Origin of the sequence: Streptomyces sp. JJ36 (assembly GCF_021696945.1) — a bacterium.
In the GTDB taxonomy this organism is placed as follows: domain Bacteria; phylum Actinomycetota; class Actinomycetes; order Streptomycetales; family Streptomycetaceae; genus Streptomyces.
In genome coordinates, this window is sequence record NZ_JACYHE010000089.1 from 1 (window position 1) to 23,336 (window position 23,336).

Annotated in this window: 15 protein-coding genes; 9 read left to right on the plus strand and 6 right to left on the minus strand. The window is 70.2% G+C overall.

Going from position 1 to position 23,336, the window contains the following annotated elements; all coding sequences use genetic code 11:
• Nucleotides 1–66 precede the first annotated feature (66 nt).
• Together HOY81_RS24090 and HOY81_RS24095 are read right to left on the minus strand one after the other, a co-directional pair.
• Entirely contained in the window at nt 67–561 is a 495-nt protein-coding gene (locus HOY81_RS24090; protein ID WP_237322796.1) for a DUF4265 domain-containing protein, read from the minus strand.
• Between the two features lie 77 nt (nt 562–638).
• Nucleotides 639–9,740: a DNRLRE domain-containing protein gene (locus tag HOY81_RS24095; protein WP_237322797.1), complete on the minus strand. Its 9,102-nt coding sequence runs from the start codon at nt 9,738–9,740 to the stop codon at nt 639–641.
• Between the two features lie 402 nt (nt 9,741–10,142).
• Between HOY81_RS24095 and HOY81_RS24100 the strand changes: the two genes are divergently transcribed.
• The 3 genes from HOY81_RS24100 to HOY81_RS24110 are packed head-to-tail and all read left to right on the plus strand — an operon-like array spanning nt 10,143 to nt 12,334.
• Entirely contained in the window at nt 10,143–10,835 is a 693-nt protein-coding gene (locus HOY81_RS24100; RefSeq protein ID WP_237322798.1) for a hypothetical protein, read from the plus strand.
• Between the two features lie 57 nt (nt 10,836–10,892).
• Nucleotides 10,893–11,798, plus strand: coding sequence for a VCBS repeat-containing protein (locus HOY81_RS24105; protein ID WP_237322799.1), 906 nt, complete (start codon nt 10,893–10,895; stop codon nt 11,796–11,798).
• Nucleotides 11,795–12,334, plus strand: a complete 540-nt coding sequence (locus HOY81_RS24110; protein ID WP_237322800.1) for a hypothetical protein — start codon at nt 11,795–11,797, stop codon at nt 12,332–12,334. The genes HOY81_RS24105 and HOY81_RS24110 overlap by 4 nt, the downstream gene beginning before the upstream one ends.
• A gap of 57 nt (nt 12,335–12,391) precedes the next feature.
• Here HOY81_RS24110 and HOY81_RS24115 read toward each other — a convergent pair whose 3' ends face one another.
• Complete coding sequence (locus HOY81_RS24115) at nt 12,392–13,993, minus strand: glycoside hydrolase family 20 protein (RefSeq protein ID WP_237322801.1); 1,602 nt, start codon at nt 13,991–13,993, stop codon at nt 12,392–12,394.
• Between the two features lie 331 nt (nt 13,994–14,324).
• On the opposite strand from HOY81_RS24115, the gene HOY81_RS24120 reads away from it, so the two are divergent.
• The 6 genes from HOY81_RS24120 (at nt 14,325) to HOY81_RS24145 (ending at nt 20,030) form a co-directional block, all read left to right on the plus strand.
• Complete coding sequence (locus tag HOY81_RS24120) at nt 14,325–14,981, plus strand: 2-oxo-4-hydroxy-4-carboxy-5-ureidoimidazoline decarboxylase (RefSeq protein ID WP_237322802.1); 657 nt, start codon at nt 14,325–14,327, stop codon at nt 14,979–14,981.
• Between the two features lie 294 nt (nt 14,982–15,275).
• Nucleotides 15,276–15,656: a succinate dehydrogenase, cytochrome b556 subunit gene (gene sdhC, locus HOY81_RS24125; RefSeq protein WP_237322803.1), complete on the plus strand. Its 381-nt coding sequence runs from the start codon at nt 15,276–15,278 to the stop codon at nt 15,654–15,656.
• A gap of 5 nt (nt 15,657–15,661) precedes the next feature.
• Nucleotides 15,662–16,126, plus strand: coding sequence for a succinate dehydrogenase hydrophobic membrane anchor subunit (locus HOY81_RS24130; RefSeq protein WP_237322804.1), 465 nt, complete (start codon nt 15,662–15,664; stop codon nt 16,124–16,126).
• Between the two features lie 22 nt (nt 16,127–16,148).
• Nucleotides 16,149–17,903: a succinate dehydrogenase flavoprotein subunit gene (gene sdhA / locus HOY81_RS24135; protein WP_237322805.1), complete on the plus strand. Its 1,755-nt coding sequence runs from the start codon at nt 16,149–16,151 to the stop codon at nt 17,901–17,903.
• Nucleotides 17,903–18,673: a succinate dehydrogenase iron-sulfur subunit gene (locus HOY81_RS24140; protein WP_237322806.1), complete on the plus strand. Its 771-nt coding sequence runs from the start codon at nt 17,903–17,905 to the stop codon at nt 18,671–18,673. Before sdhA ends, HOY81_RS24140 begins: the two co-directional genes overlap by 1 nt.
• 355 nt (nt 18,674–19,028) lie before the next feature.
• A complete protein-coding gene (locus HOY81_RS24145; protein WP_237322807.1) occupies nt 19,029–20,030 on the plus strand; it encodes a serine protease in 1,002 nt (333 codons plus the stop codon).
• A 65-nt stretch (nt 20,031–20,095) separates the two neighbouring features.
• On the opposite strand, the gene HOY81_RS24150 is transcribed toward HOY81_RS24145, so the two are convergent.
• The 3 genes from HOY81_RS24150 to HOY81_RS24160 all read right to left on the minus strand — a co-directional run.
• On the minus strand, nt 20,096–20,443 hold the full coding sequence (locus HOY81_RS24150) for a co-chaperone YbbN (RefSeq protein ID WP_272893236.1): 348 nt from the start codon (nt 20,441–20,443) through the stop codon (nt 20,096–20,098).
• A 2-nt stretch (nt 20,444–20,445) separates the two neighbouring features.
• Nucleotides 20,446–20,838 carry a MerR family transcriptional regulator gene (locus HOY81_RS24155; protein ID WP_237322808.1) on the minus strand — a complete coding sequence of 131 codons (393 nt, stop codon included), beginning with the start codon at nt 20,836–20,838 and terminating at the stop codon, nt 20,446–20,448.
• A 1,279-nt stretch (nt 20,839–22,117) separates the two neighbouring features.
• On the minus strand, nt 22,118–23,336 hold a 1,219-nt coding region (locus tag HOY81_RS24160; protein ID WP_237322809.1), incomplete at its 5' end, for a metallophosphoesterase.

Here is a 23,336-nt window from a genome sequence, read left to right on the forward strand (position 1 = left end):
CAGGCCGTCCTCACCCTGCACCTGGCTTGCTCAGACTGAGGGTGGAAAACGCTCACTGCTTCGCACTCAACTGGTGCGGAATTCTTCCACGTCGGACCACTCCCACACGGCGATACCTTCAAGTTCTCGAACCACCTCCCATACGCGAGCTACCGATCCACCCAACGGGATATTGATTGCAACGTGTCTATCTCCACTCCACTCCGCCTGCAAATCTGCATCACGAATAGCGGAAGTCACGTCATCTTTCGCTGAATGAAACTCCTTCGAGGGGGTCGAGAGAGGGAAGAAGATTCGAAATACACGATTTCCAGAATGCCGAACTATTTCATTGACGCTTCTGGCTTCCTTGTCGAGCGAGACAACGTCACCCATCGCCATCCCGTAGACCCTAAAGGGCAAGCAGCAGACTTCGTATTCTCTATCGTTTAGAGGGCGCAGCCAAATTTGCTCCATCTGGCGAGAAAATCCGAAGGGCGCCAGATCGACCACGGCGATATACGCCTGATCGGGTCTGACGGCAGGCTCATTATGAACAATAAAACTGACTTGTGAACTCATGAACTACCTCTCTTGGGTGAAGATGGGTCTACCCCGGCACACGATCGGCGCCGGGGTATACCAACGTCCAGAGACCGCTACCATCTCCTGATGTGAGGTGGCCAATGAGGAGGCGGCCACGGGCCAGTATAACCGGCCGGCGGGTTCAGGGGCGCTCCCTGATCCCTCTTTGAGCTATTGCAGTGTCGGCATGCAGGCGTCGTATTCGCGTCGGTTAGATCACCACCACGAACGCGCGGCTCGACATGGTCCACCGCTTGTGCAGGATTCGTCCTACAGTACGAACACAATGGCGTGGGAAGACTTGGGTCCGCGTTAACCCCGATGTTGTAATCACGGAGCATATCAGCGGGAATCCTTTGGCCCGCTCCAGGCCCTCCACTTGATCCAGCGGGGATGTCGTAGATTGGCTCACCATTCAGACCGCAGCCGATCGGCGCATTTGTATTGTGAACCAGGACGGGAGTTTCGCCTGCCAGCACATAGTACGTGTGGGTGTCGGCGATGGTGAGGTTGTAGACGCGGGTGACGAGGGTGGTGTGCTCGATCGCGGTGACCTTGACCCAGGTGCCGGCGCTGGTGCGGAGCCAGGTGCCGGGCTTGAGGTCGGTCGCGTCGACCCACTTGCCGATCTTGGGGGCCCAGAAGGGGTGCTCGTCGGTGGCGGTGATCCGGCTTGTGTCGTCTCCCTTGTCGCCGTCGGTGTCGACGGTGAGGGTGACCAGGTGCTTCAGGCCGTCCCCGATGATCTCGGCGGTGACGGTCTTGACCGCCGTCCGCCCGGTCTCTTCGTCGGTGGCCAGCACCTGGTCCCCGACCTCGAGGTCCTCGATCGGCTTGGTGCTCCGGTCGGCCATGAGGACGGCGGTGCCGGCGATGAAGCTGTTGGGGTCGCAGCTCTTCTTCCCGGCTCCGGAAGCCTTGGTCGTGGATCCCTTGGTGTTCTTGGCCGCCTTGACTCCGCGGCTGGCACCCTTGGTCAGGGCCGCCAAGCCGATATCGAAGGTGAGCTTGCCGAGGCCCTCCTCGATCCTGCCTGCGGACAAGTCCCCGTAGATCTCGGTCCCGCGGGACCATAGGCCCATTCCCGCTCTGACGCCCGCGACGATGGGCTGATAGTCGACGAAGGCGTTCTTAGCCGTCTCCTTGCATGCGCCGCCATCACCGGTGAGACAGCCTGCGGCGTTGCCGTACAGATCTCCGGCGGCCTGCTTGGCACCGGACAGGAACTTCGAGCCTTCCTCCTTGAGCGTGCTGCCGAACTCGCCCCAGTCCCAGTCCCACATATGTCCGTCGAGTTCGATGCGGGAGATGGGATTGCCGGCGGTGAAGGCGTAACGGTTGCCCGTGAAGGGATCCATGCCCAGGGACATGTCGGCCAGGGCGCCGGTGTACATGTCGCGGGTGGTGAAGCGGTTCAGGCCCGGGTCGTAACTCCGGAAGCCCATGTCGTAGGTGCCGGACGCGGCGTCCCAGCGCTTGGAGTTGAACCGGTACGGGTTGTACGCCTCCTTGTCCGGGTTGGCGACATCAGGCTTGTCGATTCCGGTGAAGTGGTCCTCATCGTTCGAGCCGTAGGCGGTGTAGCCGTAGGTCGCCTTCGTACTACCGCTGTCCGTGGTGAGCGTCTCGACGTCGGTGTGCGAGTTGTAGCCGTAGTAGGCGTCCTCACTGGTGCCGTCCGAGTTGTGGGTGACCTGCGACAGCCGCTGGCCCCACGGGCTGTACTGGTACGACTTCGTGACCTCGCCCGCGACCTCTTCATCGAGCACCTGGCCGGAAAGCCCGAGGTAGTCGAACTCCGTCGTCTCGCCATCCACGGTCTTGGCAGCCAGACGGTCCAGCGGGTCGAAGGAATAGGTCGTGGTCTCCATCGCACCGGAATCAGTGCGCTTGGTGTGCTCCACCACGTGGTCGAAGCCGTCGTAGAGCTTCCTGGCGATGACCTCACCAGCGAGCGTGACTGACTCCTGACGCCCGAACGGATCGTAGTTGTGCTGAGCGCTCTGCCCGTCCACCGAGACCGTCAGCAGCCGGTTGCGGTCGTAGGTGTAGGTCGTCGTAGTGCCGTCGATCGTCTGGGAGATGACGTTGGCGTTGGCGTCGTGGACGTAGGTCTCCGTCCCCGCGCCGGTGCCGGTGGTGACCACCTCGGCCAGACGGTCGGCCGGGTCGTAGCTGTACTCCTTCGTCGCCGACAGATACGCCGAAGTGTCATCGGCGTTCATCTTCTTCGACACGTCCCGCGCCTTGTTCCCGTTCGGGTCGTAGGCGTAGGTGTGCGAGGAGACCAGCGTCCCGCCCGGCTTGTTCTCCACCTGCGTCTTCAGCGCACCGTCGAGGAAGTAGGTGTGGTCGACGATGTTGCCGTTGCCCTTGACCTCCTGCTTCTTCTGCCCCCGCGGGGTGTAGCCGAAGGTGGTGATCTTCGGGTCCGCGTCGGTCGGGGACTTCCCCACGGTGACCTTCGAGACCAGGTCACGCACGTCGTACTCGTAGGCGGAGTGCTGGTCCGGGTGCGTCAGCGTCAGCGGGCGCCCGTTGGCGTTGTACGTGTACGAGGTGGCCTTCTGCTCCACCCCGCCGGACAGCTCCCGCACCTCCTGCACCTGGTTCAGCCCGGTGTAGGCGATGTCGTAGCTGTCGACATCGGCGTTCGAGGAGTTGTCGGTGATGCCGGTCAGGTTGCCGTTGACGTCGTAGGTGTAGGAGAAGTCCCGCTGCTCGGTGTCCGTCTCCCCGCTGGTGTCCCGCACCAGCTTCACCGCGTCCGCCAGGACCTTCCCGTCGGCGTCCTGCGCCAGCTCCAGTTTCGCGTCGTTGCCCTGGGTGAAGGCGTACGAGCCCAGCGACACCCAGGTGCCGCCCCCGGCCGACTGGTCCACGGTCCGGTCCGCGGTCCCGGTGGAGTGCGTGACCGTGTACGTCGCCGAGGCCGACGCCGAGGCGTCCTCCGGGTACTTCACCGCGACGTCGTACGTCCCGTCCTCCGGGATGTTCAGCGTCCAGGTGAAGACGTCCGTGCCCGTCCCGGCCGCGTGTGTCGCGTGGTCGTACCCCTGCTGGCCCGGCGCGTCCGCCAGGTCCCAGGTCCCGGTGAACGAGGTGTTCTGGGTGTCGGAGTTGTCGGCCAGCACCACGTGCTTGCCCACCGGCACACCGTCGTCCGTACGGGACTTCAGCTTGCCGTCCGGGTAGTACGACCACCCCATGGTCCGGGACGAGGAGCCGCCGGCCGAGGTGAGCGTACGGGCGGTCTGCTGCCCCAGGGCGTTGTAGTCGTAGCTGGTGGTGATGTCCCAGGCGTCCTCGGAGGACTTGATCCAGCCGTTGTCGTAGTAGCTGTAGGTGGTCTCGTTGCGGACGGACTGGCCCTCGGAGGGCGGCATGGAGGTCTTGCTCACCCGGCCGACCGCGTCGTACGAGGTGATCGTCTTGACCGGGGTGTGGTAGCGCGCGTCGTCCGGGTCGTAGGGCTGGATCTGCTCCTTCGGCCGGTTCAGCGCGTCGTAGACCGTCTCGGAAACGAAGTCCTGGTCGTCCCCGGTGGTCTGCACGCCGCGCGGCGAGATGACCTTGGTCCGGTTGCCCACCTGGTCGTACGCGAAGCGCGTGGTCCGGTAGGTGATGTTCCCGGAGCCGTCCTTGCTGTGCGGGACCTTGACCTCGGTGGGCTTGCCGCGCTCGTCGTACGAGATCCGGGTGGTGTTGCCCTCGGCGTCCGTGGTGGAGAGGACCAGGCCGTCCTTGTCGTACGTCCGCGAGGTGCTGTGGCCGGCGGCGTCGGTGACCGAGGTGACCCGGTGGTTCAGGTCGTAGGCGGTCGTGGTCGTGTAGTCGTCCGGGTCGGCGGTGTCGTCCTTGCGCGGGTCGACGACCTTGGTGACGTTCCCGACGTTGTCGTAGGTGTAGGTGATCCGGTCGCCCTGGGCGTTGGTGACCGAGGTGAGCTGGTAGATCGCGTCGTACGCGTGCGTCGTCGTGTAGTCGCCGGTGGCAGTGGTCAGGTTGCCCTTGGGCTCGACCGTGGTGAGCAGGTTGCCGACCTTGTCGTAGGCATAGGTCGTCCTCCGCTCGTCCCCGGTCGGGGTGTCCTTCGGGGCCGTGGCCGCGGTGATCTGGTCGGCGGCGTCGTAGGTGGCCGTGGAGACCGCGCCGTTCGGGGCCGTGGCCTGGGTGACGTTGTCGTTTGCGTCGTACACGGGCGCCGGGGTGGTGAGGAACTCGCCGGCGTCCTGGTCCTTCGGGACCGTCGACTCCAGCGGCCGCCCGAAGACGTCGTACGTCTGGGTCGTCTTCTTGCCCAGCGCGTCGACGGCCTCCAGCACCTGGCCGCGCTCGTCGTAGACGTACGTCGAGGAGTGGCCGAGCGCGTCGGTGATCGTCTTCGGATAGCCGGTGGGCCCGAAGTCGCTGTGGGTGGTGGTGTTGCCGCCTGCGTCCGTGGCCTCGGTCAGCCGGCCGTGGGAGTCGTAGGCGTAGGTGGTGGTGTAGTCGCCCGTCGTGGTGGTGGCGACGCCCTTCGGGTCGGTGACCGAGGTCAGGTTGCCGTAGCTGTCATAGCCGAACTGCCAGGTGCGGCCTTCCGGCGAGGTCTTCTGCCAGAGGTCGGCGACATGGCCGTTGAGCGAGGTGGCGTACGTCAGCGTGGTGCCGGCGGTGCCGTTCGCGTTGGCCTCGGCGTCCTTGGTCTCGGTCGGGTAGCCGGTCTTGGGGTCGTACGCGTACGTGGTGACCGCGCCGTTGGCCTCCTCCAGCCGGGTGACGTTGTTCTCCGCGTCCCACGACAGCTTCGTCGTCTCCGACTGGGCGTTGGTGATCTGCGTCGGACGGCCGTACCCGTCCTGCACGTACGTCGTCGTGTGCGCCTCGGCGTCCGTGACGTCGGTCCGGATCACCGAGCCGGAGGTGCCGTCCGGGTCGGTGTAGGCGAAGCCGGTGTCGTGGCCCAGCCGGTCGGTGATGGTCTGCGACCGCCAGTGCCAGGCCGGGTCCTCGCCCTCGCTCGGGTCGTAGTAGTCGAACGCGGTGGCGTTCCCCCGCGGGTCGGTGACCTCGACCAGCTTGACGTTCTTGTTGCCCTGGGTGGCGTCGTAGGTGAAGCGGAACACCTTCGGCTGGGCGGAGCCGGCACCGTCGGTCAGCTTCGCCATCAGGCCCTTCGCCGTGTAGACGAAGGTCACCTTCCGCCCGGAGATGTCGGTGATCGACCGGATGTGGTCGATGATCTTCGGGTTGGTGAGGTTGGTGTCCGACTGCTCGGTGCCGGTGTCGTCGATGTAGGTGTAGTCGTCACCCTTGGCGTAATAGTCGACCGTCAGCGACTGCCGGCCCGCCGGGTCGGTGAGGTACCGCAGGAACTTGACCGGCTTGTTGCGGGACTTGCGCTCCTCGTAGGTGTACGTCTGGGTGTTGCCGTTCTTGTCGGTGATCGCGGTGAGATAGCCGTCGCAGTCGAAGAAGAACCGCGTCCTGTCCGGCCGCGTCATCGACCACGCCCGCGGATCACCGTCCGCCGACGGTTTGCAGTCCACCCCCGGCTTCTGCTCCAGCAGATAGTGCACACCCGCCGGCGCCTCCCACACCTGGTTCGTCTCGTCCCAGGTGAAGGTGTGCGAGGTGCCGTCCCCGTCCGGGAGGGTGACCTCGGTCGGGTTCGGGTTCGGGTGGAAGTCCAGCGCCGCACCCGAGCGCAGCGGCGCCGCGAGCTGCGCCGACCAGCCGTGCCCGAGGACGGTGTCGGAGGTGTCCAGGGAGTTGTAGGAGAAGCGGGCGAAGGTGGACAGCCCGCGGCCGGGGTTGGTGAAGGCGTTGTACGACCAGACGTTGTTGCCCGCGTACAGGTTGTTCATCACCGTCGACCCGGCGCCGGTGTTCTTGCCCGCGTAGGAGTAGAACGACTCCAGCCCGAGCTGGTTGGAGGTCGGCTCCTCCACCGCCACGTCCTGCGCCAGGCCGGGAATGCCGTCGCTGCCGGAGACCCAGGCGCCCGTGCTCTTGTTTCGCACGTCCCAGGTCAGCACGTAGTCCGTGCGCTTGTTGCCCGCGGTGGAGTTGATGGGCGCCTTCACCTGCGCCTGCACGGTGACCGACTCGCCCGGCGCCAGCGAGGTGCCGGCCGGAAGGGCCGTGGCGATCTGGTTGCCGCCGGTGGTGGCGTCGGTGCCGTCGGGGAGCGCCCAGCGGTAGGACAGCTCGTGGTCGGCCGCCGTCCAGGTGCCGCCGGTGGTGTTGGTCAGGGTCACGTCCACGGTGCTGGTGTCACCGGGGATCATGCGGGAGGGGGTCTGCGGCGCGTAGTAGGTGTTGTCCGCGGTGGCGTCGACGTAGATGACCTGCAGATAGGGACGGAGCTGCTTGTCCTGACCCTCGGCGGACAGGAACATGGTGCGTTCCTGCGGCCCGGACGCCGATTCGTCGGCCAGCTTGACCATGACGCCCTTGTTGCCGGCCGGGTCGTCCACCCAGGACTGGGTGAGCGAGGTGGCGTCCCACCAGTGGCGGCCGACGTCATTGCTCCACTGGGGCGTGTAGTCCGAGATGACGGAGCTGTAGTCACCGCCGGGGTTGCTCCAGGGGGTGGTGGTGTCGGCGTTGTTCCAGGTCGCCGTCTGCTCGTCGAAACCCCGGTTCAGGGGGTGCAGGTTGTAGACGGCGCCGTCCGACTGCGTGAACGTGCGGTGCGCCCACATGTAGAAGGTGGACTTGATCACCGTCGCGCTGTCGGGGATGTCCGCGGTGGGGAAGTCCAGTACGGCACGGGTGGTGCCGTAGGTGCCGTAGTTGCCCACCTCGAGCCAGGTCTGCGGCTCCCCGTAGCTGGGCCGGTCGTCGAGGTTGGTGTCCGGGTCGGCGCTGGACAGGGTGGTGTCGGTCTGCCCGGCCTGGATGATCTTCATGGTCCGGCCGGCCTTGGGGATGCCGACGATGCGCGTGGGCGAACCGAGGAGTTCGCCGCTCTTCGTCTTGACGGCGATCTGGTAGAAGTACGACTTCCCGATCTCGCCCTGGTTGTAGCTGTCCGGTGTCGGTACGGCCGTCGTGTCGGTGAAGCTGGTGGCGCTCTTCTCCACCGGCGCCACCAGGGTGGCGGCCGACGGGGTGAAGTCCTGCTGGCTGGAGCGGTGGATCTGGTACTCGACGATCTCGTCGCCCGGGTCGCCCGTGCGGTTCTCGTACGCGTCCCAGTGCAGTTCCGGGCCGGTGCCGTGGACGACGGTCGGCGAGTCGAGCGCGGTGCCCACCTTGCCGTAGGTGACGGTCAGGCGGGGGTAGTTGGCGATCTCACCGCCGTAGGCCGTGGCGTGCGCCGACTCGTAGCGCGGACCGCCCAGGGGCCCTGCGGAGTCCTCGTGCTTGGCCTTGAGGACGAAGCCGTGGTTGGTGTGGGTGCCGTCGACCCACTGCTGCACGGTGTCCTTGACCGGGAACTTGTGCCATTCGCTGTACTCGGCCGCGTTCTTCCAGATCTGCGCGGGGTTGACCACCCGCACCGCGTCAGCGATGACGGCGGTGTCGGAGGAGGCCGGGGTGTCGTCCAGGACGACCTTGGCCTTGGTGCCGCGCTGGTAGTAGAGCTGCTCGTAGTTGCCCAGGGTCTGCCACTCGCCCCCGGATCCGGCCGACTGGTCCACGGTGTAGCTCTTGCTGCCCCCGTCGTGGTGGACGGTGTAGGGGGCGTTGGTGGCGCGGTCGAAGGCCGGAACGTAGTGCACGTACGTCCGGTAGGTGCCCGATTCGGTGATCTCCGGCTGCCAGGTGTAGCTCTCCCCGCCGGTGCTGTTCTTGTTGTACTGGTAGTCGTCACCGATGGCGTCCGCGGTCAGGGACGAGGTCGACTGGGGCCACGTGCCGCTCGCCGCGGTCTCCGGGTCGCCGTTGTCGACCATGACGCTGTTGGCGGAGCGCTCGCCCAGCAGGCCGCTGGTGTTGTCCCAGGTGGCCGTGGACTCGTCCCAGGCCCCGGTCGCACGGTGCGCCTTGACCAGCACGTCGGTGTTGCCGTCGGTGTGCGCCTGGTCGAAGTAGACCTCGAGCCGGGCCGCGTCGACGTCCACGCCGGCCGGGATCTCGTCGAGCGGGAACTTCAGCAGCGAGCGTGCGACGCCGCCGTTGTAGCGGCCGACCGAGAGGTTCCAGGCTCCACCGAAGTTCACTGCGGGCTGGTCCGACAGCACCATGGCGTCCTGGGCCTGCGCGTCCAGGGGCATCACGGTGATCGTCGGGTCGATGACGACCGGGTACCGCCGCTTCTCCGACAGCAGCCACTCCGGGTCCGGGGTGACCGTGAGTTGCCAGTTCTCGCCCTTGCGGGTCAGCTTCTGGGTGACGTCCCTGCTGTAGGCGTGCTCGTACGGGGACGCGGCCACCTTCTTCGCGTCCGTCATGTACGGCGCGGGGATCACCATGACCTCGTCGCCGGAGCGCGGGGCGCGGAAGACGATCGAGCCGTCCTTGCGCGCCTTCGGCTTCAGGCCGTCGGTGTCCAGGGTGAAGGTGAAGGAGACCGGGCCGTCCGGGCGCTTGTCGAGGGTGATGTCCTCCTTCAGCCGGCCGCGGCCCACCCGGTAGGTCAGGTCGGCCCCTGCCACGGCGTCGGTGTAGACGACGGTGTCGCCGTCGACCTCCGGCTTCAGCGTCGCGCCCCGCGCGTTCTCGAGGCCGAACGTCACCGCACGGCCGCCCTCCCCGGCGAAGCGGACGAGCCGCTTCGCGCTGTCGCCGAAGGAGGTCCGGGCGAGGTTGGTGGTGTTGGCATGGGTGAAGCCCTGGTGACGCCTCGCCCGGACGGCGGTGTCGATCTTCTTCCAGTCGCCCTCGGCCGTCTTGTAAGCGGTGGGGACGGTGGAGAGTTCGGCCTGGACCCGGCCGTCGTCGAGCTGCCAGAAGCGCGCGTTCGGGGTGCGCTTCGACGTCAGTTCCTTGACCCGCTCGGCCTTCGGAGCGTTCTTGCCCGGCGGGAGCTTGTCCCGGCTGGGCAGCCCCTTCCGGTCGTCGTGGGGTGGATCGGCCCGGTGGGAGTCGTCCTCGTCGTCGGAGAACCAGCCCTTGACGGTGTCCACGACACCGGTGTCGTCGTCTCCCGTGTCGGGAGCGGCGTAGGCGACCTGCGGCAGCAGCGTGCTGAGGACCGCGGACATCGCCAGGCAGGAGAGGAATCTGCGGTACCGGACCTTCATATCCACTTCTCTCCCGGCTGCCTTCCGCGCATCAGCGAGAATGCACGCAGAAGGGCATGCCGAATTCACCGCACGAGAAATCCCGTACGGCCCGGGGACACGACACGCCACGACTTCCGGCGACACACGGAAACGCGGCGACGCGCCTCCAGGGGGAGCCCCTGGCCAGGGGGTCCGCCAAGAGATACGTCGCTCCGAGCGACGCTTTCGTTGTGGTGACAGAGGTTCTACGCACAGCGACGTGTCGCCGTCAACCGGTCGCCGATAACGGGCATATGGCGACATCGCCGTGCGGATGACAAGGCGGAGGGCCGTCGGGTATAACCCTTCCGTTTGGAATCCGGGGACCCCCGGAAACAGGCAGGAAGTACCTCCGGAATCAGGGTTTCGAGGGAGACGGGAATGGGTAACGCGCGGAATTCAGAGGAGGCGGAGCGCTCCGTCGCCGGTATTCCGCAAGCCGACCGGGAGCCTGCGGAACCACCTTCCGGAAAGGCCGACGGCGGGTGTCCGGGGACCGGCGGAGCGAGCGACGGGATCACTGCTGACGCGCCGGGCCGGGCCGGCGGGACGGAGCCGGAGGCGGGGACCGACGGCGCCGGACAGGGCTCCGACTCCCCGCCCGCACCGGACGCCGAGCACGCGGAGGGCACCGGCGACCGGCCACGAGCGGCCGTCCTGCGCAGGCACCGCTCCAGACTTCTCGCTGGGGCCGGCGTCCTGGCGGCCGCCGCTGCGGTCGGCGCCGCCGTCGTCCTGGGCATCGGCTCCGGCGAGACCTCCGCACCCGAACCCGAGACCGTGGCCGTGACCTACGAGGTCACCGGCGAGGGCACGGCCACCCTCACCTACAACTCCGGTGCCGCAGGGGCGCCGGCGGGCCGGGAGCAGTCCGTCCGGCTGCCCTGGACCAAGAACCTCGAGGTCGACCCCGAGAGCGGCCCGGCCCGGGTGTCGATCGTCCTGGGCGAGGACGGCGGCCGGGCGCAGTGCGCTCTCGCCGTCCGCGGCGAGCACCGGCAGCGGGCCACCGCCTTCGGCGAGTTCGGCCGCGCGACCTGTTCGGCGGAGCTGTCCCGGAAGCCCCGTCCGTGAACCTTCCGTACACCGGAAGCCCCGTCCGTGAATCACCCGTACCCCAGGGGGACCTGCATGTTCAGACGCAAGCACCGCATCCTCGCCACCACCGCACTCGCCGCGCTCGCCGGAGGCGCGTTCGTGTCCCCGGCCATGGCGGCGCCCGCCGCGCAGACCGGGGCCGCCGCGGGCTCGGGCCTGCACGGCGACTTCGACGGCGACGGCTTCCGTGACCTCGTCGCCTCCGCCCCGGACGCCGTGATCGACGGGCAGAGCGGTGCCGGGGCGCTGACCGTGGCGTACGGGTCCCCGGACGGGGCCGGCGCCACCGAGGCCGCGCGGACGGTACTCAGCCAGAGCAGTCCCGGAGTGCCCGGAGTCCCCGAGGTGGACGACCACTTCGGCGCGGGCCTGGCGGTGGGCGACTTCAACGGCGACGGTTACGCGGACGTCGCTGTCGGCACCTCGGGCGAGGACGTCACCGGGGACAACGACGCCGGGCTGGTGCAGCTCGTCTGGGGCTCACCGGAGGGACTGTCGGGGGCCACCACGCTGTCCGAACCCGGCCGGTTCGACCATGACGCCCACGGACGGGCGCTGGCCGCGGGGGACTTCGACGGAGACGGGCGCACGGACCTGGCCACCGGGAACTCCTCGGCCCAGGGGTGGCTGTACGCGGGCGGCATGACGGCCTCCGGAGGCACCGGCGGCACCCACCCGCTCGGCTCCCTGAACACCTACAACTTCGAGGTCGACGCCCTGACCGCCGGGGACCTCACCGGTGACGGCGCCGACGACCTGCTGGTGAGCCACTCCACCCTCTGGGTGAGCGGCGCGACGGACGGCACGCTCGGCTGGACCAGCTGGGGAGCGTCGGCAGCCAGTACGACTACGCCTCCGCCTTCGCCGACTTCAACGGCGACGGCTACGGGGACCTGGTCACCGCACGGCGCGGCGACGGCGGCGGCGAGTACACCGTGACCCCCGGCGCCCCGGAGAGCCAGAGCGACCCCGCCTGGCGCCTGGACCACGACCGCCGGTACACGATCGACCAGCACCAGTTCGGGGTGGAGGGCGAGGCGGACAGCGACGACCGCTTCGGCTCGGCGCTGGCCGTCGGCGACATCGACGGCGATGGCTATGACGACCTGGCCGTCGGCGACCCGCGCGAGGACATCGACCCCGTCACCGACGCGGGGTTCGTCCGGGTGTCGTACGGCGCCTCCATCGGCCTCACCAACGAGACCCAGATCCTCCACCAGGGCACCGCCGGCGTACCGGGCGCCAACGAGACCGGGGACGACTTCGGCTCGCGGCTCCTCCTGTCCGACCTCGACGGCGACGGCAAGGACGACCTCACCATCGCCGCGGGGAACGAGAACGGCGGCAACGGAGCGCTCGTCGTGCTGCCGTCCTCGGGGGAACAGCTCACCACCACGGGCGCCCGTGCCCTCACCGCGACCGCCTTCGGCCTCCCCACGGCCGGGCAGCCGCACATCGGCGTCCGCATCGGCTGACCACCGCCGGCCGGGCGGGTACGCACCCGCCCGGCCGGGTGCGGCTCCCGTGCCCGGTCACCGCCCCACCGAGACCTCCTCGTAGCGGGTGGTGAACTCCTTCCAGCCGGCGTCCGGCTTCCGCGGGTCCCAGAGCTTCTGGGCGGTGGCGGCCAGCGGCAGGCGGATGCCGGCGGCGACCTGGGCGGGGGTCTGGGAGTCGGCGAGGTCGCACCAGACGGCGAAGCGGCCGCCGAGGATGCGGTCCGGGCCGGAGAACTCCTCCGGGACGGGCTCGGTGCCGCGGAGCACGGCGGGGGTCCACTGCTCGTAGATGCGCTCGCCGGTGGGGTAGGTGAACTCGTTGGGCTCGCCGAGGACGTAGTAGAGGTACTCGTCGTTGAAGTTGATCATGTCCCAGCCCTCGCGGAGGTAGTCCACGGGCGGCCGGGCGCCGATCTCCTTGCCGGTCCAGTAGGCCACCTGCCGGGGCTTGCCGGGCCGGACCTCGCCGCCCTCGTGCATGCCGTCGTTCCACACCTGCGGCAGCTTGTCCTCCGCGCGCACGGTGCGGGCGCGGTCGTTGAGCCAGGCGGTGGCGAGGTCGGCGATGTCCGCGCCGGAGCCGAAGCGCTCCCGGGCCGCGGCGGCCAGCCCGGGGTAGGTCGCCTCGGGGTTCTCGGCCATCAGGGCGCGGTACTCGTCGCCGCCCAGGTGCCACCAGCGGCCGGGGAAGAGCCCGGCGTACTCCCGCAACAGCTCGTCGATCAGCCGGCCGGCGGCGGGCTTCGAGATGTCGATGGCGCCCTGCACCGGCTCCCCGGCGGCGGTGCGCAGCTGCAAACCGGGGTGGGCGTCGAGCACGGCGCCGAGGTGGCCGGGCGAGTCGATCTCCGGGATGACGGTGATGTGCCGGGAGGCGGCGAGGTCGACGATCTCGCGGACCTGCTTCTTGGTGAGGTGCGGGTCGGAGACGATCTCCGGGTGGGTGTCGCTGGCGACGCGGAACGCCTGGTCGTCGGAGAGGTGGAGCTGGAGCTGGTTCAGCTTGAGGTCGCCCATCTCCCGGATGCGGGCCTTGATCCAGTCGGCGCTGAAGTGCTTGCGGGCGATGTCCAGCATCAGGCCCCGCTGGGCGCGGGCGGGTTCGTCCCGCACGACGCCGTCGGCGAAGCGGCCCTGGGCGCGGACGGTCTGGAGCAGGGTGCGGGTGCCGTAGAAGACGCCGGCCTCGGCGGAGCCGGAGATGCGGACCCGGCCGTTCTTGCTGGTGAGGACGTACGCCTCGCGGCTGAGCTCCGAGCCCTCGGCGAGGCGCAGCTCGACGTCGCCCTGCCGGGCCGGGCCGTCGGCGTGGGAGAGGTCCAGCTCGCGGGCGAGCAGCCGGGCCTCGTCGGTGAGGGCGTCGTCGGCGGTGACGACGCGGGCGTCCTCGCCGGGCTTCCAGCCCGGTCCGCGGGTGGCCTGCCACTTCCGTACGGAGGGGACGGAGACCGGCGCGGGGCCGAGCCGCTGGGGCAGGGTGGCGGTCGGGGAGTGCGGGGAGGCCGGGGTCGACTCGCCGGCGGCGGGCTCGCCGTCGCCGCCGTCGCCGCCCAGGGTGAGGAGGGTCACTGCCAGCACCACCGCGCAGAGCGCGGCCACCCCCGCGATCAGGGCGTTTCGCCGATTGCGTCGCATGGGCCTACGGTATTGACCTTCCGGGAGGGTGTCCGTCCGTCGGAGTCGCCCTACCCGCACGTACGAGTGAAAATCGGGACCGTTGCTGCGTCCCCGCGGCGCGGCCGGGCGCGCGCACCGCGGCGTCAATCGCTTGTGCGACACCCCTCCCGTACGGGTGAGATTCGCGCACACGTCGGACACGGATCTTCACCCTCCGTTACCGTGAACGGGGTTGCCGCCCGCGCGTCCCCACGTCCTGCCCCGTCCCCGTCAGGTCCCAGGTCCCGCCACAGGTCCCGTCAGGGCCCGCCAGGGCCACGCACCGTCCCGCCACCCCCCCGAGGAGCCCATGCGTCTGCATCCGCCGCGCAACGGCGCCCCCGGCGACCCCGGTGACACCCTGCACGTCACGCCACCCGCCCCGGCCGCACCGGCAGCCCCGGCCACGTCTCCGGAGCCGGGAGCGGCCCCGGAGACCCCCGCGGACGCCGCTCCGCCGCCCGTGCCGCCCCGCCCGGGACCGGCCCCGGCCCCGCTGGACCGGCTGAACGCCGCCGCTCCGGAGGAGGCCGAGCGGGCCCTGCTGGACTGCTGCGGCAGCACCCGCTGGGCACGCCGGCTGGTGGCGCACCGGCCCTACCCCGACCCGGACGCCCTGCTCGCCGCCGCCGACGAGGCGGGCTACGACATGACGCCCGCCGATCTCTCCGAGGCGCTCACCGCCGAGTCGTCCCACCACCCGCTGACCCGGGGACCGGCCGCGCTCGCCGCGCACACCGCGCTGCGGGCCGCGCATGCGGCGTACGAGGCGCGGTTCGGCCACGCCTTCGTGGTCAGCCTGGCCTCCCACCCGCCGGAGGAGCGCCTCGACCAGGCACTCTTCGCCCTGCGCACCCGTCTGGGCCACACCCCGGAGCGGGAGCGCGAGGTGGTGGCCGAGGAGCTGCGGCTGCTGGCCCGGGAGCGGCTGACGCGTCTCCTCACCGGACCGGTCCCGGTGCCGTGAGCCGGCGGCGCGCGCGACCCGGCGGGTGGGTGCCCCGACGGCGGCCCCGGAGACGAGGCCGACCCCGGCACGGCCGGTGATCCCGGCGGGCCCGGGGCGGGGTTCCCGGCGCGGGCCCCGGATGCGTGACGGATACATCACACCTGCACACCCCCGTACCGGCAGGCCGGAACGGCGTCGCTACGATGGCGAAGGCCGGTGGACCGTACCCGGCCGGGCCCGACCGACACCGCCCGCGTTGCTCGAGTGGAAGATGGCGGCAGGCCCCGATCCCGCTCCCGGAGGGTTGTTTCCGTGCCGGCTGGAACGCTGTACCGCGGCCGGGAAGGAATGTGGTCCTGGGTGGCTCACCGAGTCACCGGCGTCCTCATCTTCTTCTTCCTGTTCGTGCACGTCCTGGACACCGCGCTCGTCCGCGTCTCCCCGGAGGCGTATGACGAGACGATCGCGCTGTACAAGACGCCGCTCGTGAACCTCATGGAGTACGGCCTCGTCGCCGCCGTGCTCTTCCACGCCCTGAACGGCCTGCGGGTCGTCGCCGTGGACTTCTGGTCGAAGGGCGCGAAGTACCAGAAGCAGATGCTGTGGACCGTGATGGGCATCTGGGCCGTCCTGATGGCCGGCGCCTTCTACCCCGTCCTGGAACACACGCTGCGCGAGCTGTTCGGGAGCTGATCGAGATGGCCACTGAAATCGAGATGACCGGCGGCAGCTCCGGCTACGGGCCGGACAACCCGGCTCCGGTGATCGAGCCGCCCCGGGCCCGCACCCGCAAGACCCCGAAGTCGACGCGCACCAACTTCGAGCTGTACGGCTGGATCTTCATGCGGCTGTCCGGCATCGTGCTGGTCGCCCTGGTGATCGGCCACCTGGTGATCCAGCTCGTGGTGGACGGCGGCGTGTCCCGGATCAGCTTCGCCTTCGTCGCGGGACGCTGGGCGTCCCCGTTCTGGCAGGCGTGGGACCTGATCATGCTCTGGCTGGCGATGCTGCACGGCGCCAACGGCCTGCGCACCGTCATCAACGACTACGCCGAGCGGGACAACACCCGCTTCTGGCTGAAGATGCTGCTCTACACCGCCACGGTGTTCACCATCCTGCTGGGCACGCTGGTGATCTTCACCTTCGACCCGAACATCCGCTGAAGCCGGGGCTGAGGTAACCGTCATGAAGATCCACAAGTACGACACCGTCATCGTCGGCGCCGGCGGCGCCGGGATGCGCGCGGCCATCGAGGCGACGAAGCGCAGCCGCACGGCGGTGCTCACCAAGCTCTACCCCACCCGCTCCCACACCGGCGCCGCCCAGGGCGGCATGGCCGCCGCCCTCGCGAACGTCGAGGAGGACAACTGGGAGTGGCACACCTTCGACACCATCAAGGGCGGCGACTACCTGGTCGACCAGGACGCCGCCGAGATCCTGGCGAAGGAGGCCATCGACTCGGTCCTGGACCTGGAGAAGATGGGCCTGCCCTTCAACCGGACCCCGGACGGCACCATCGACCAGCGCCGGTTCGGCGGTCACAGCCGCAACCACGGCGAGGCCCCGGTGCGCCGCTCCTGCTACGCGGCCGACCGCACCGGTCACATGATCCTCCAGACGCTGTACCAGAACTGCGTCAAGGAGGGCGTGGAGTTCTACAACGAGTTCTACGTCCTGGACCTGCTGCTCAGCGAGTCCGAGGGCGTGAAGAAGACCGCCGGCGTGGTGGCGTACGAGCTGGCCACCGGCGAGATCCACGTCTTCCGGGCCAAGGCGGTCGTCTTCGCCTCCGGCGGCAACGGCAAGTTCTTCAAGGTCTCCTCGAACGCCCACACCCTCACCGGCGACGGGCAGGCCGCCGCGTACCGGCGGGGGCTGCCGCTGGAGGACATGGAGTTCTTCCAGTTCCACCCGACCGGCATCTGGAAGATGGGCATCCTGCTCACCGAGGGCGCCCGCGGCGAGGGCGGCATCCTGCGGAACCGGGACGGCGAGCGCTTCATGGAGAAGTACGCCCCGGTGATGAAGGACCTGGCCTCGCGTGACGTCGTCTCCCGCGCGATCTACACCGAGATCCGGGAGGGCCGCGGCTGTGGCGCGGACAAGGACCACGTCTTCCTGGACCTGACCCACCTGCCACCGGAGCAGCTCGACGCCAAGCTGCCGGACATCACCGAGTTCGCCCGTACGTACCTGGGCATCGAGCCGTACACCGACCCGATCCCGATCCAGCCCACCGCGCACTACGCGATGGGCGGCATCCCGACGGACGTGCGCGGCCAGGTGCTGGCCGACAACACCACTCCGGTGCCGGGCCTGTACGCGGCCGGCGAGGTCGCCTGCGTCTCCGTGCACGGCGCCAACCGGCTGGGCACCAACTCGCTGCTGGACATCAACGTCTTCGGGCGCCGGGCCGGCATCGCGGCCGCCGAGTACGCGGCCGGCGCCGACTTCGTGGAGCTGCCGGAGCAGCCGGAGCACCAGGTCGTCGAGCAGGTGGAGCGGCTGCGGGACTCCACCGGCAGCGAGCGGGTGACGGAGATCCGCAAGGCGCTCCAGGACACCATGGACCGCAACGTCATGGTGTTCCGCACGGAGCAGACGCTGAAGGAGGCCGTGGAGGACATCGGCCAGCTCCGCAAGCGCTACAGGAACGTCAGCGTCCAGGACAAGGGCAAGCGGTTCAACACCGACCTGCTGGAGGCCATCGAGCTGGGCAACCTGCTCGACCTGGCCGAGGTGACGGCGGTCTCGGCGCTCGCCCGCAAGGAGTCCCGCGGCGGGCACTACCGCGAGGACTACCCCAACCGCGACGACGTCAACTTCATGCGCCACACCATGGCGTACCGCGAGGTGGGCGACGACGGCACCGAGTCGATCCGGCTGGACTACAAGCCGGTCGTCCAGACCCGCTACCAGCCGATGGAGCGTAAGTACTGATGAGCACCCCCGTCATGGACAAGACGGCCGAGGCGGACGCCAAGGAGGTCGCCTCGCACCTGGTCACGGCGACCTTCCGGATCCGCCGGTTCAACCCGGAGGTGTCGGCCGAGGCGGTCTGGGAGGACTTCCAGGTCGAGATCGACCCCAAGGAGCGGGTCCTCGACGCCCTCCACAAGATCAAGTGGGAGCTGGACGGCACCCTGACCTTCCGGCGCTCCTGCGCACACGGCATCTGCGGCTCGGACGCGATGCGCATCAACGGCCGGAACCGGCTGGCGTGCAAGACGCTGATCAAGGACCTGAGCCCGGAGAAGAAGCCGATCACCGTCGAGGCGATAAAGGGCCTCACCGTCCTCAAGGACCTGGTGGTCGACATGGAGCCGTTCTTCCAGGCCTACCGGGACGTCATGCCGTTCCTGGTGACCTCCGGGAACGAGCCGACCCGCGAGCGGTACCAGTCCGCCGAGGACCGCGAGCGCTTCGACGACACCACCAAGTGCATCCTGTGCGCCGCGTGCACCTCGTCGTGCCCGGTGTTCTGGAACGACGGGCAGTACTTCGGCCCGGCGGCGATCGTCAACGCGCACCGCTTCATCTTCGACTCCCGGGACGAGGCGGGTGAGCAGCGCCTGGAGATCCTCAACGACAGCGAGGGCGTCTGGCGCTGCCGTACGACCTTCAACTGCACGGACGCCTGCCCGCGTGGCATCCAGGTCACCAAGGCGATCCAGGAGGTCAAGCGCGCGCTGATCACCCGCCGCTTCTGAGCGCGCGGCGCCGCTGCTGAGCGCATCGCGCCGCCGGGCACGCGACGCCCGTACCGAACGCTGCGGAACCCTGCGGTCCCGCATCCCCGCCAGGGGGTGCGGGACCGCCGCGTTTCGGCCAAATCTACCCGCGGGTTGTCGTGCCCCTGACGCTTTGCCGGGTCCGGTGGCACGCTTCCTGTACCGGCGGTACGGCCGGCGGCGGCACCCGGACGGCCGCCGCGACGCCCGTACCGCCGGACCGCAGAGCACGTCGCATCCGCACCACTCGTCTGCCCGGACCGCCCGAACCCCGGCGGTCCGCTCCCCACACACGCCGCGCCCACCGGCGCGGCCGTCGCAGAAGGAGTAACGCGTGAGACGCAGCCGCACGACCCGGACCGCACTCGGCGCCCTGCTCTCCGTCGGCGCCCTCGTCGCCACCGCCCTGCAGGCCGGTGCCGCCACCGCCGCTCCCCCGCCGTCCCCAGCGCCCGCCGCCACCCACCCGGCCGCCCAGTCGGCCGCGGAGCAGCAGCGCACGCGCGACTTCTGGACGCCGGAACGGATGCGTTCGGCCACCCCGCTCGACCTCCTCGAGGCCGAACGCGGCGAGGTCTCCGGCGCGGTGCCGCGTGGCGAGAAGCAGACCGTCGCCCCGACGGCCGCCCCCAGCGAGACGGCCACCCCGATGGCCTTCCCGCAGGGCGGTGGCCCCTGGACCGGCGGTGGCGACGTCGTCGCCACCGCAGGCCGGGTGTTCTTCACCTACCAGGGCCGCACCGCCTCCTGCTCCGGCAACGCCGTCACCAGCGCCAACAAGAGCACGGTCATGACGGCCGGGCACTGCGTGAAGCTGGAGGGGAGCTGGCACACCGACTGGGTCTTCGTGCCGGGCTACCACGACGGCCAGGCGCCGTACGGCGAGTGGACGGCCGCCGAGACCCTGGCCACGCCGCAGTGGTCGGCGAGCGAGGACATGAACTACGACGTCGGAGCCGCAGTGGTGAACCCGCTGGGCGGGCAGCTCCTCACCGACGTCGTCGGCGGCCAGGGACTGGCCTTCAACACCGGCTACAACCGCGACATGTACGCCTTCGGCTTCCCCGCCGCCGACCCGTACGACGGCGAGAAGTTCATCTACTGCAGCGGGACGACCATCCGGGACTTCCTGCTCTCCGACGACCACGGCATGAACTGCGACATGACCGGCGGCTCCAGCGGCGGGCCCTGGTTCACCCAGTTCGACGAGGGGTCCGGCACCGGGCTCCAGTCCTCGGTGAACAGCTTCAAGTACACCTTCCTGCCGAACTACATGTTCGGCCCGTACTTCGGAGCCGACGCCCAGAACCTCTACAACGAGGCCCAGTCGAGCTGACGCAGACCTCCGGCGCACCCTGCACGGTTGCCGGTGCGGCGGGGCTCACCGCCCCGCCGCACCGCCTACCTGACGTCCTCGAGCCTGACGTCCTCGAGTTCCTGGAGCAGCCGCCGCTTGGACCGGGCGCCCACCATGGACTTCACCGGTTCCCCGCCGACGAAGAGCATCAGCGTCGGCATCGCCAGCACACCGTAGGCCACCGCCGTCTCCGGGTTGGAGTCCACATCGATCTCCACCACTTCGAGACGGCCTTCCTCCTCCGCCGCGACGGCACTCAGCACCGGGCCCAGCTGGCGGCAGGAACCACACCAGCTCGCGGTGAACTTCACCAGCAGCGGTACGTCCGCCCCTCGCACCCGGTCGGCGAAAGTGGCGTCCGTGACCTCGCCCACACCCGCTGTACCGCTCATGGTCATCCCTCCATCTGGCATCGTGGCTCGGGCCCGTCCGGCAGCTCCGCCTCCGCCCGGACCAGCTGTGCACGCACCTGGGCGCGCACCGTCCGCAGTTCCTCCATCAGCGCGTCGAGCTCGGCGAGCTTGCTCCGGTAGACCTGGACCGCGGCCGGGCAGGAATCGCCGGCGGGATGGCCGGCCTGCAGGCACTCCACGAAGGGGCGGGTGTCCTCCAGCCCGAACCCGAAGTCCCGGAGCACGCGGATCTGCTCCACCTGCCGCAGGTCGTCCTCGTCGTACACGCGGTATCCGTTGACCGCGCGACGAGCAGGAAGCAGACCGCGGAATTCGTAGTAGCGCAGAGTGCGAGTGCTGACACCCGCGCGCTCCGCGAGTTCGCCGATGCGCATGCCAGAACGCTAGACCTTGCCGCCGACGTCAAGGCAACGCGTGGCCGTGGGCAGGGGTAGGGGGCAGGGGCAGGTGGGCGGTGGGCGGGGGCAGGTGCCGAGCCGGAGGGCGGGGCCGACGCGCCGGAGCCGGGTGCGGGTCGTCGGTGGTCGGGGTCACTGCTTGGCGGGCTACGGGGGGGGAGGGGTGCCTTGCTGGGGCGCGTTCATGCTGCGGGCGCGGGTGGCCTGGTCGGCCGGCGTTCACCCGCCTGTGACGGGGCCGGGCGGCGGGGCGGTCGGTAGCCGGTGACGGGGTTGCCCTGGCGGGCTGCTGCCGCGCTGTGCCTGAGCTTTCGTCTTCTCGCTCCGCTCGTTGCACGCCGGTGGCAGTGCGGGGTCCGGCTGCGGGCCGTTCCGGAGTGGGGGTACGCGCGACCCGCAACCGGTGGGAGCCGGCGCGGCCGGGCACCCGGGCTGCGGCCGGGCGGGCGCCGAGCATCCGCCGGGTCAGCCCGGGGGAGGTGAGGGCCGGGCTTCCGGCGCCCGACCTGCAGGACACGCGCCACAGCCCGGCAGGCCGGACCTGCACCCGGCGAGCACCCCGGAGCCCAGGCGTAAGTGCCGCCAGTGGGCACGACCCATGACGATGCCGCAATAGGCGCCGCCCAGCGAGGCCCCTTACATCCCGGTTCACAGCAGGGCGACCCCGTCAAGAAAAGGGACATAGGGGGCATTTCATGAGTGGACCAGTACATGATCACGACGCGGGCAGGCCCCCGGCGACCCCCGACCGGCCCCGCACGGACAAGCGGATGCCGCCCCGCCCAGCTCGACCCGCCCCACCGAACCTCCGGCACAACCCTGGCCGCGCGCACCCCCACTCCGGAACGGCCCGCAGACAGACCGCGCAGTGCCACGCACGTGCAACGAGCGGAGCGAGAAGACGAAAGCTCAGGCACAGCGCGGCAGCAGCCCGCCACCGCAACCCCGTCACCGGCCACCGACCGCCCCGCCGCCCGGCCCCGTCGCTGGCGGGTGAACCCGGCCGACCAGGCCACCCGCGCCCGCACCATGAACGAGCCCCAGCGAGGCACCCCTCCCCCCGTAGCCCGCCACGCAGTGACCGCAACGACGAGACCTGCCGCACCGGGCCAGAACCCCCAACCACCCCGGCCGCAGGCGGCGGGCCCCGGGGGGCAGCCCCGGCCTGCACAGCCTGGCGGCACCCGCACCACACCCCCGCACCCCCGCACACCGCCACGCGCCCCGGTCAGGCCCCGGAACGGCCCCGCCTTCGTCACGCCTCCCGCGACGCCAGCGTGACCACCGTGATGTCGGACTCGGCGCCGACGCGCACCGGCGGGCCCCAGGCCCCGGCGCCGCGGGTGACGTAGAGCTGGGTGTCGCCGTAGCGCTCCAGGCCCGCGACGGTCGGGTTGGCGAGGGCGGCGAGGTGGTTTCCCGGCCAGAGCTGGCCACCGTGGGTGTGGCCGGAGAGCTGGAGCCCGACCCCGTAGTCGACGGCGTCGTGGATCTGCACGGGCTGGTGCGCCAGCAGCACGGAGGCGCGGGAGGTGTCGCGGTCGCCGAGGGCCGCCTCGAAGTCCGGGCCCTGGCCCTCCTCCTCGCCGGCGAGGTCGTTGACCCCGGCGAGGTCGAAGGCGGGCAGCTCGCGGCGGGCGTTCTCCAGCGGGTGGACGCCGAGTTCGCGGAGGTGCTCGATCCAGGAGCGGGCGTCGCCGAAGTACTCGTGGTTGCCGGTGACGAAGTAGGAGCCGTGCCGCGAGCGCAGGTCGGCCAGCGGCTCGGCGGCCGGCCCCAGGTCGTCCACCGTGCCGTCGACCAGGTCGCCGACGACGGCGACCAGGTCCGGCTGGGTGCGGTTGATGGCGTCGACCACCCGGCGGGAGTGACCGCGGCCCAGGACCGGTCCCAGGTGGATGTCGCTGACGACGGCGATGCGGTAACCGTGGGCGCGGCGCGGGAGTCTGGGCAGCGGGACGGTGATCCGCTTGGTGGAGGGGCCGTTCAGGACGCTGTAGGCGCCCGCGCCGACCGTGGCGGCGGCCACCGTGGTGGCGCCGAGGGCGACCGTACGGGCCACGAAGAGCCGTCGCGTGGGCTCGGCGGCCCGGCCGCCGGCCTCTCCGGCGCCGGAGCGGGGTCTCGCGGCCGCGCCGCCGTCGGTACCCGCCGTCGCGGGCCTGTCGTCACCCGCCGTCGCGGGCCTGTCGTCGGTGTCCCCCGCAGGCGTGGCCCGGCCCGCAGCGGGGTCCGGTGTGGGGCTCTCCCGCGCGATGTCGCCCTTCTCCGCCGGGCCCCCGTCCACGGACCTCTCCCGGTCCGCGGTGGCGACGGCGCGGTCCCGGGCGGCGGGTGAGGTCCGGTCGCCGGAGGCCGCCGGAGCCCCGGCTTCCGCCCTCCCCGTGGGGGCCGAGCCGGCACGGGCCGGGGGTGCCTCGCCGGACGCCGCTGCGTCCCGGCCCGCGCCCGGCGCCGCGTCCGGCGCCGCGTCC

Coding starts and splice junctions, on each gene's coding strand:
- HOY81_RS24140 (WP_237322806.1), top strand. CDS start 17,903: ATGAGCACCCCCGTCATGGACAAGACGGCCGAGGCGGACGCCAAGGAG.
- HOY81_RS24105 (WP_237322799.1), top strand. CDS start 10,893: ATGTTCAGACGCAAGCACCGCATCCTCGCCACCACCGCACTCGCCGCG.
- HOY81_RS24130 (WP_237322804.1), top strand. CDS start 15,662: ATGGCCACTGAAATCGAGATGACCGGCGGCAGCTCCGGCTACGGGCCG.
- HOY81_RS24120 (WP_237322802.1), top strand. CDS start 14,325: ATGCGTCTGCATCCGCCGCGCAACGGCGCCCCCGGCGACCCCGGTGAC.
- HOY81_RS24090 (WP_237322796.1), bottom strand. CDS start 561: ATGAGTTCACAAGTCAGTTTTATTGTTCATAATGAGCCTGCCGTCAGA.
- HOY81_RS24150 (WP_272893236.1), bottom strand. CDS start 20,443: ATGAGCGGTACAGCGGGTGTGGGCGAGGTCACGGACGCCACTTTCGCC.
- HOY81_RS24100 (WP_237322798.1), top strand. CDS start 10,143: ATGGGTAACGCGCGGAATTCAGAGGAGGCGGAGCGCTCCGTCGCCGGT.
- sdhA (WP_237322805.1), top strand. CDS start 16,149: ATGAAGATCCACAAGTACGACACCGTCATCGTCGGCGCCGGCGGCGCC.
- HOY81_RS24095 (WP_237322797.1), bottom strand. CDS start 9,740: ATGAAGGTCCGGTACCGCAGATTCCTCTCCTGCCTGGCGATGTCCGCG.
- HOY81_RS24115 (WP_237322801.1), bottom strand. CDS start 13,993: ATGCGACGCAATCGGCGAAACGCCCTGATCGCGGGGGTGGCCGCGCTC.
- HOY81_RS24155 (WP_237322808.1), bottom strand. CDS start 20,838: ATGCGCATCGGCGAACTCGCGGAGCGCGCGGGTGTCAGCACTCGCACT.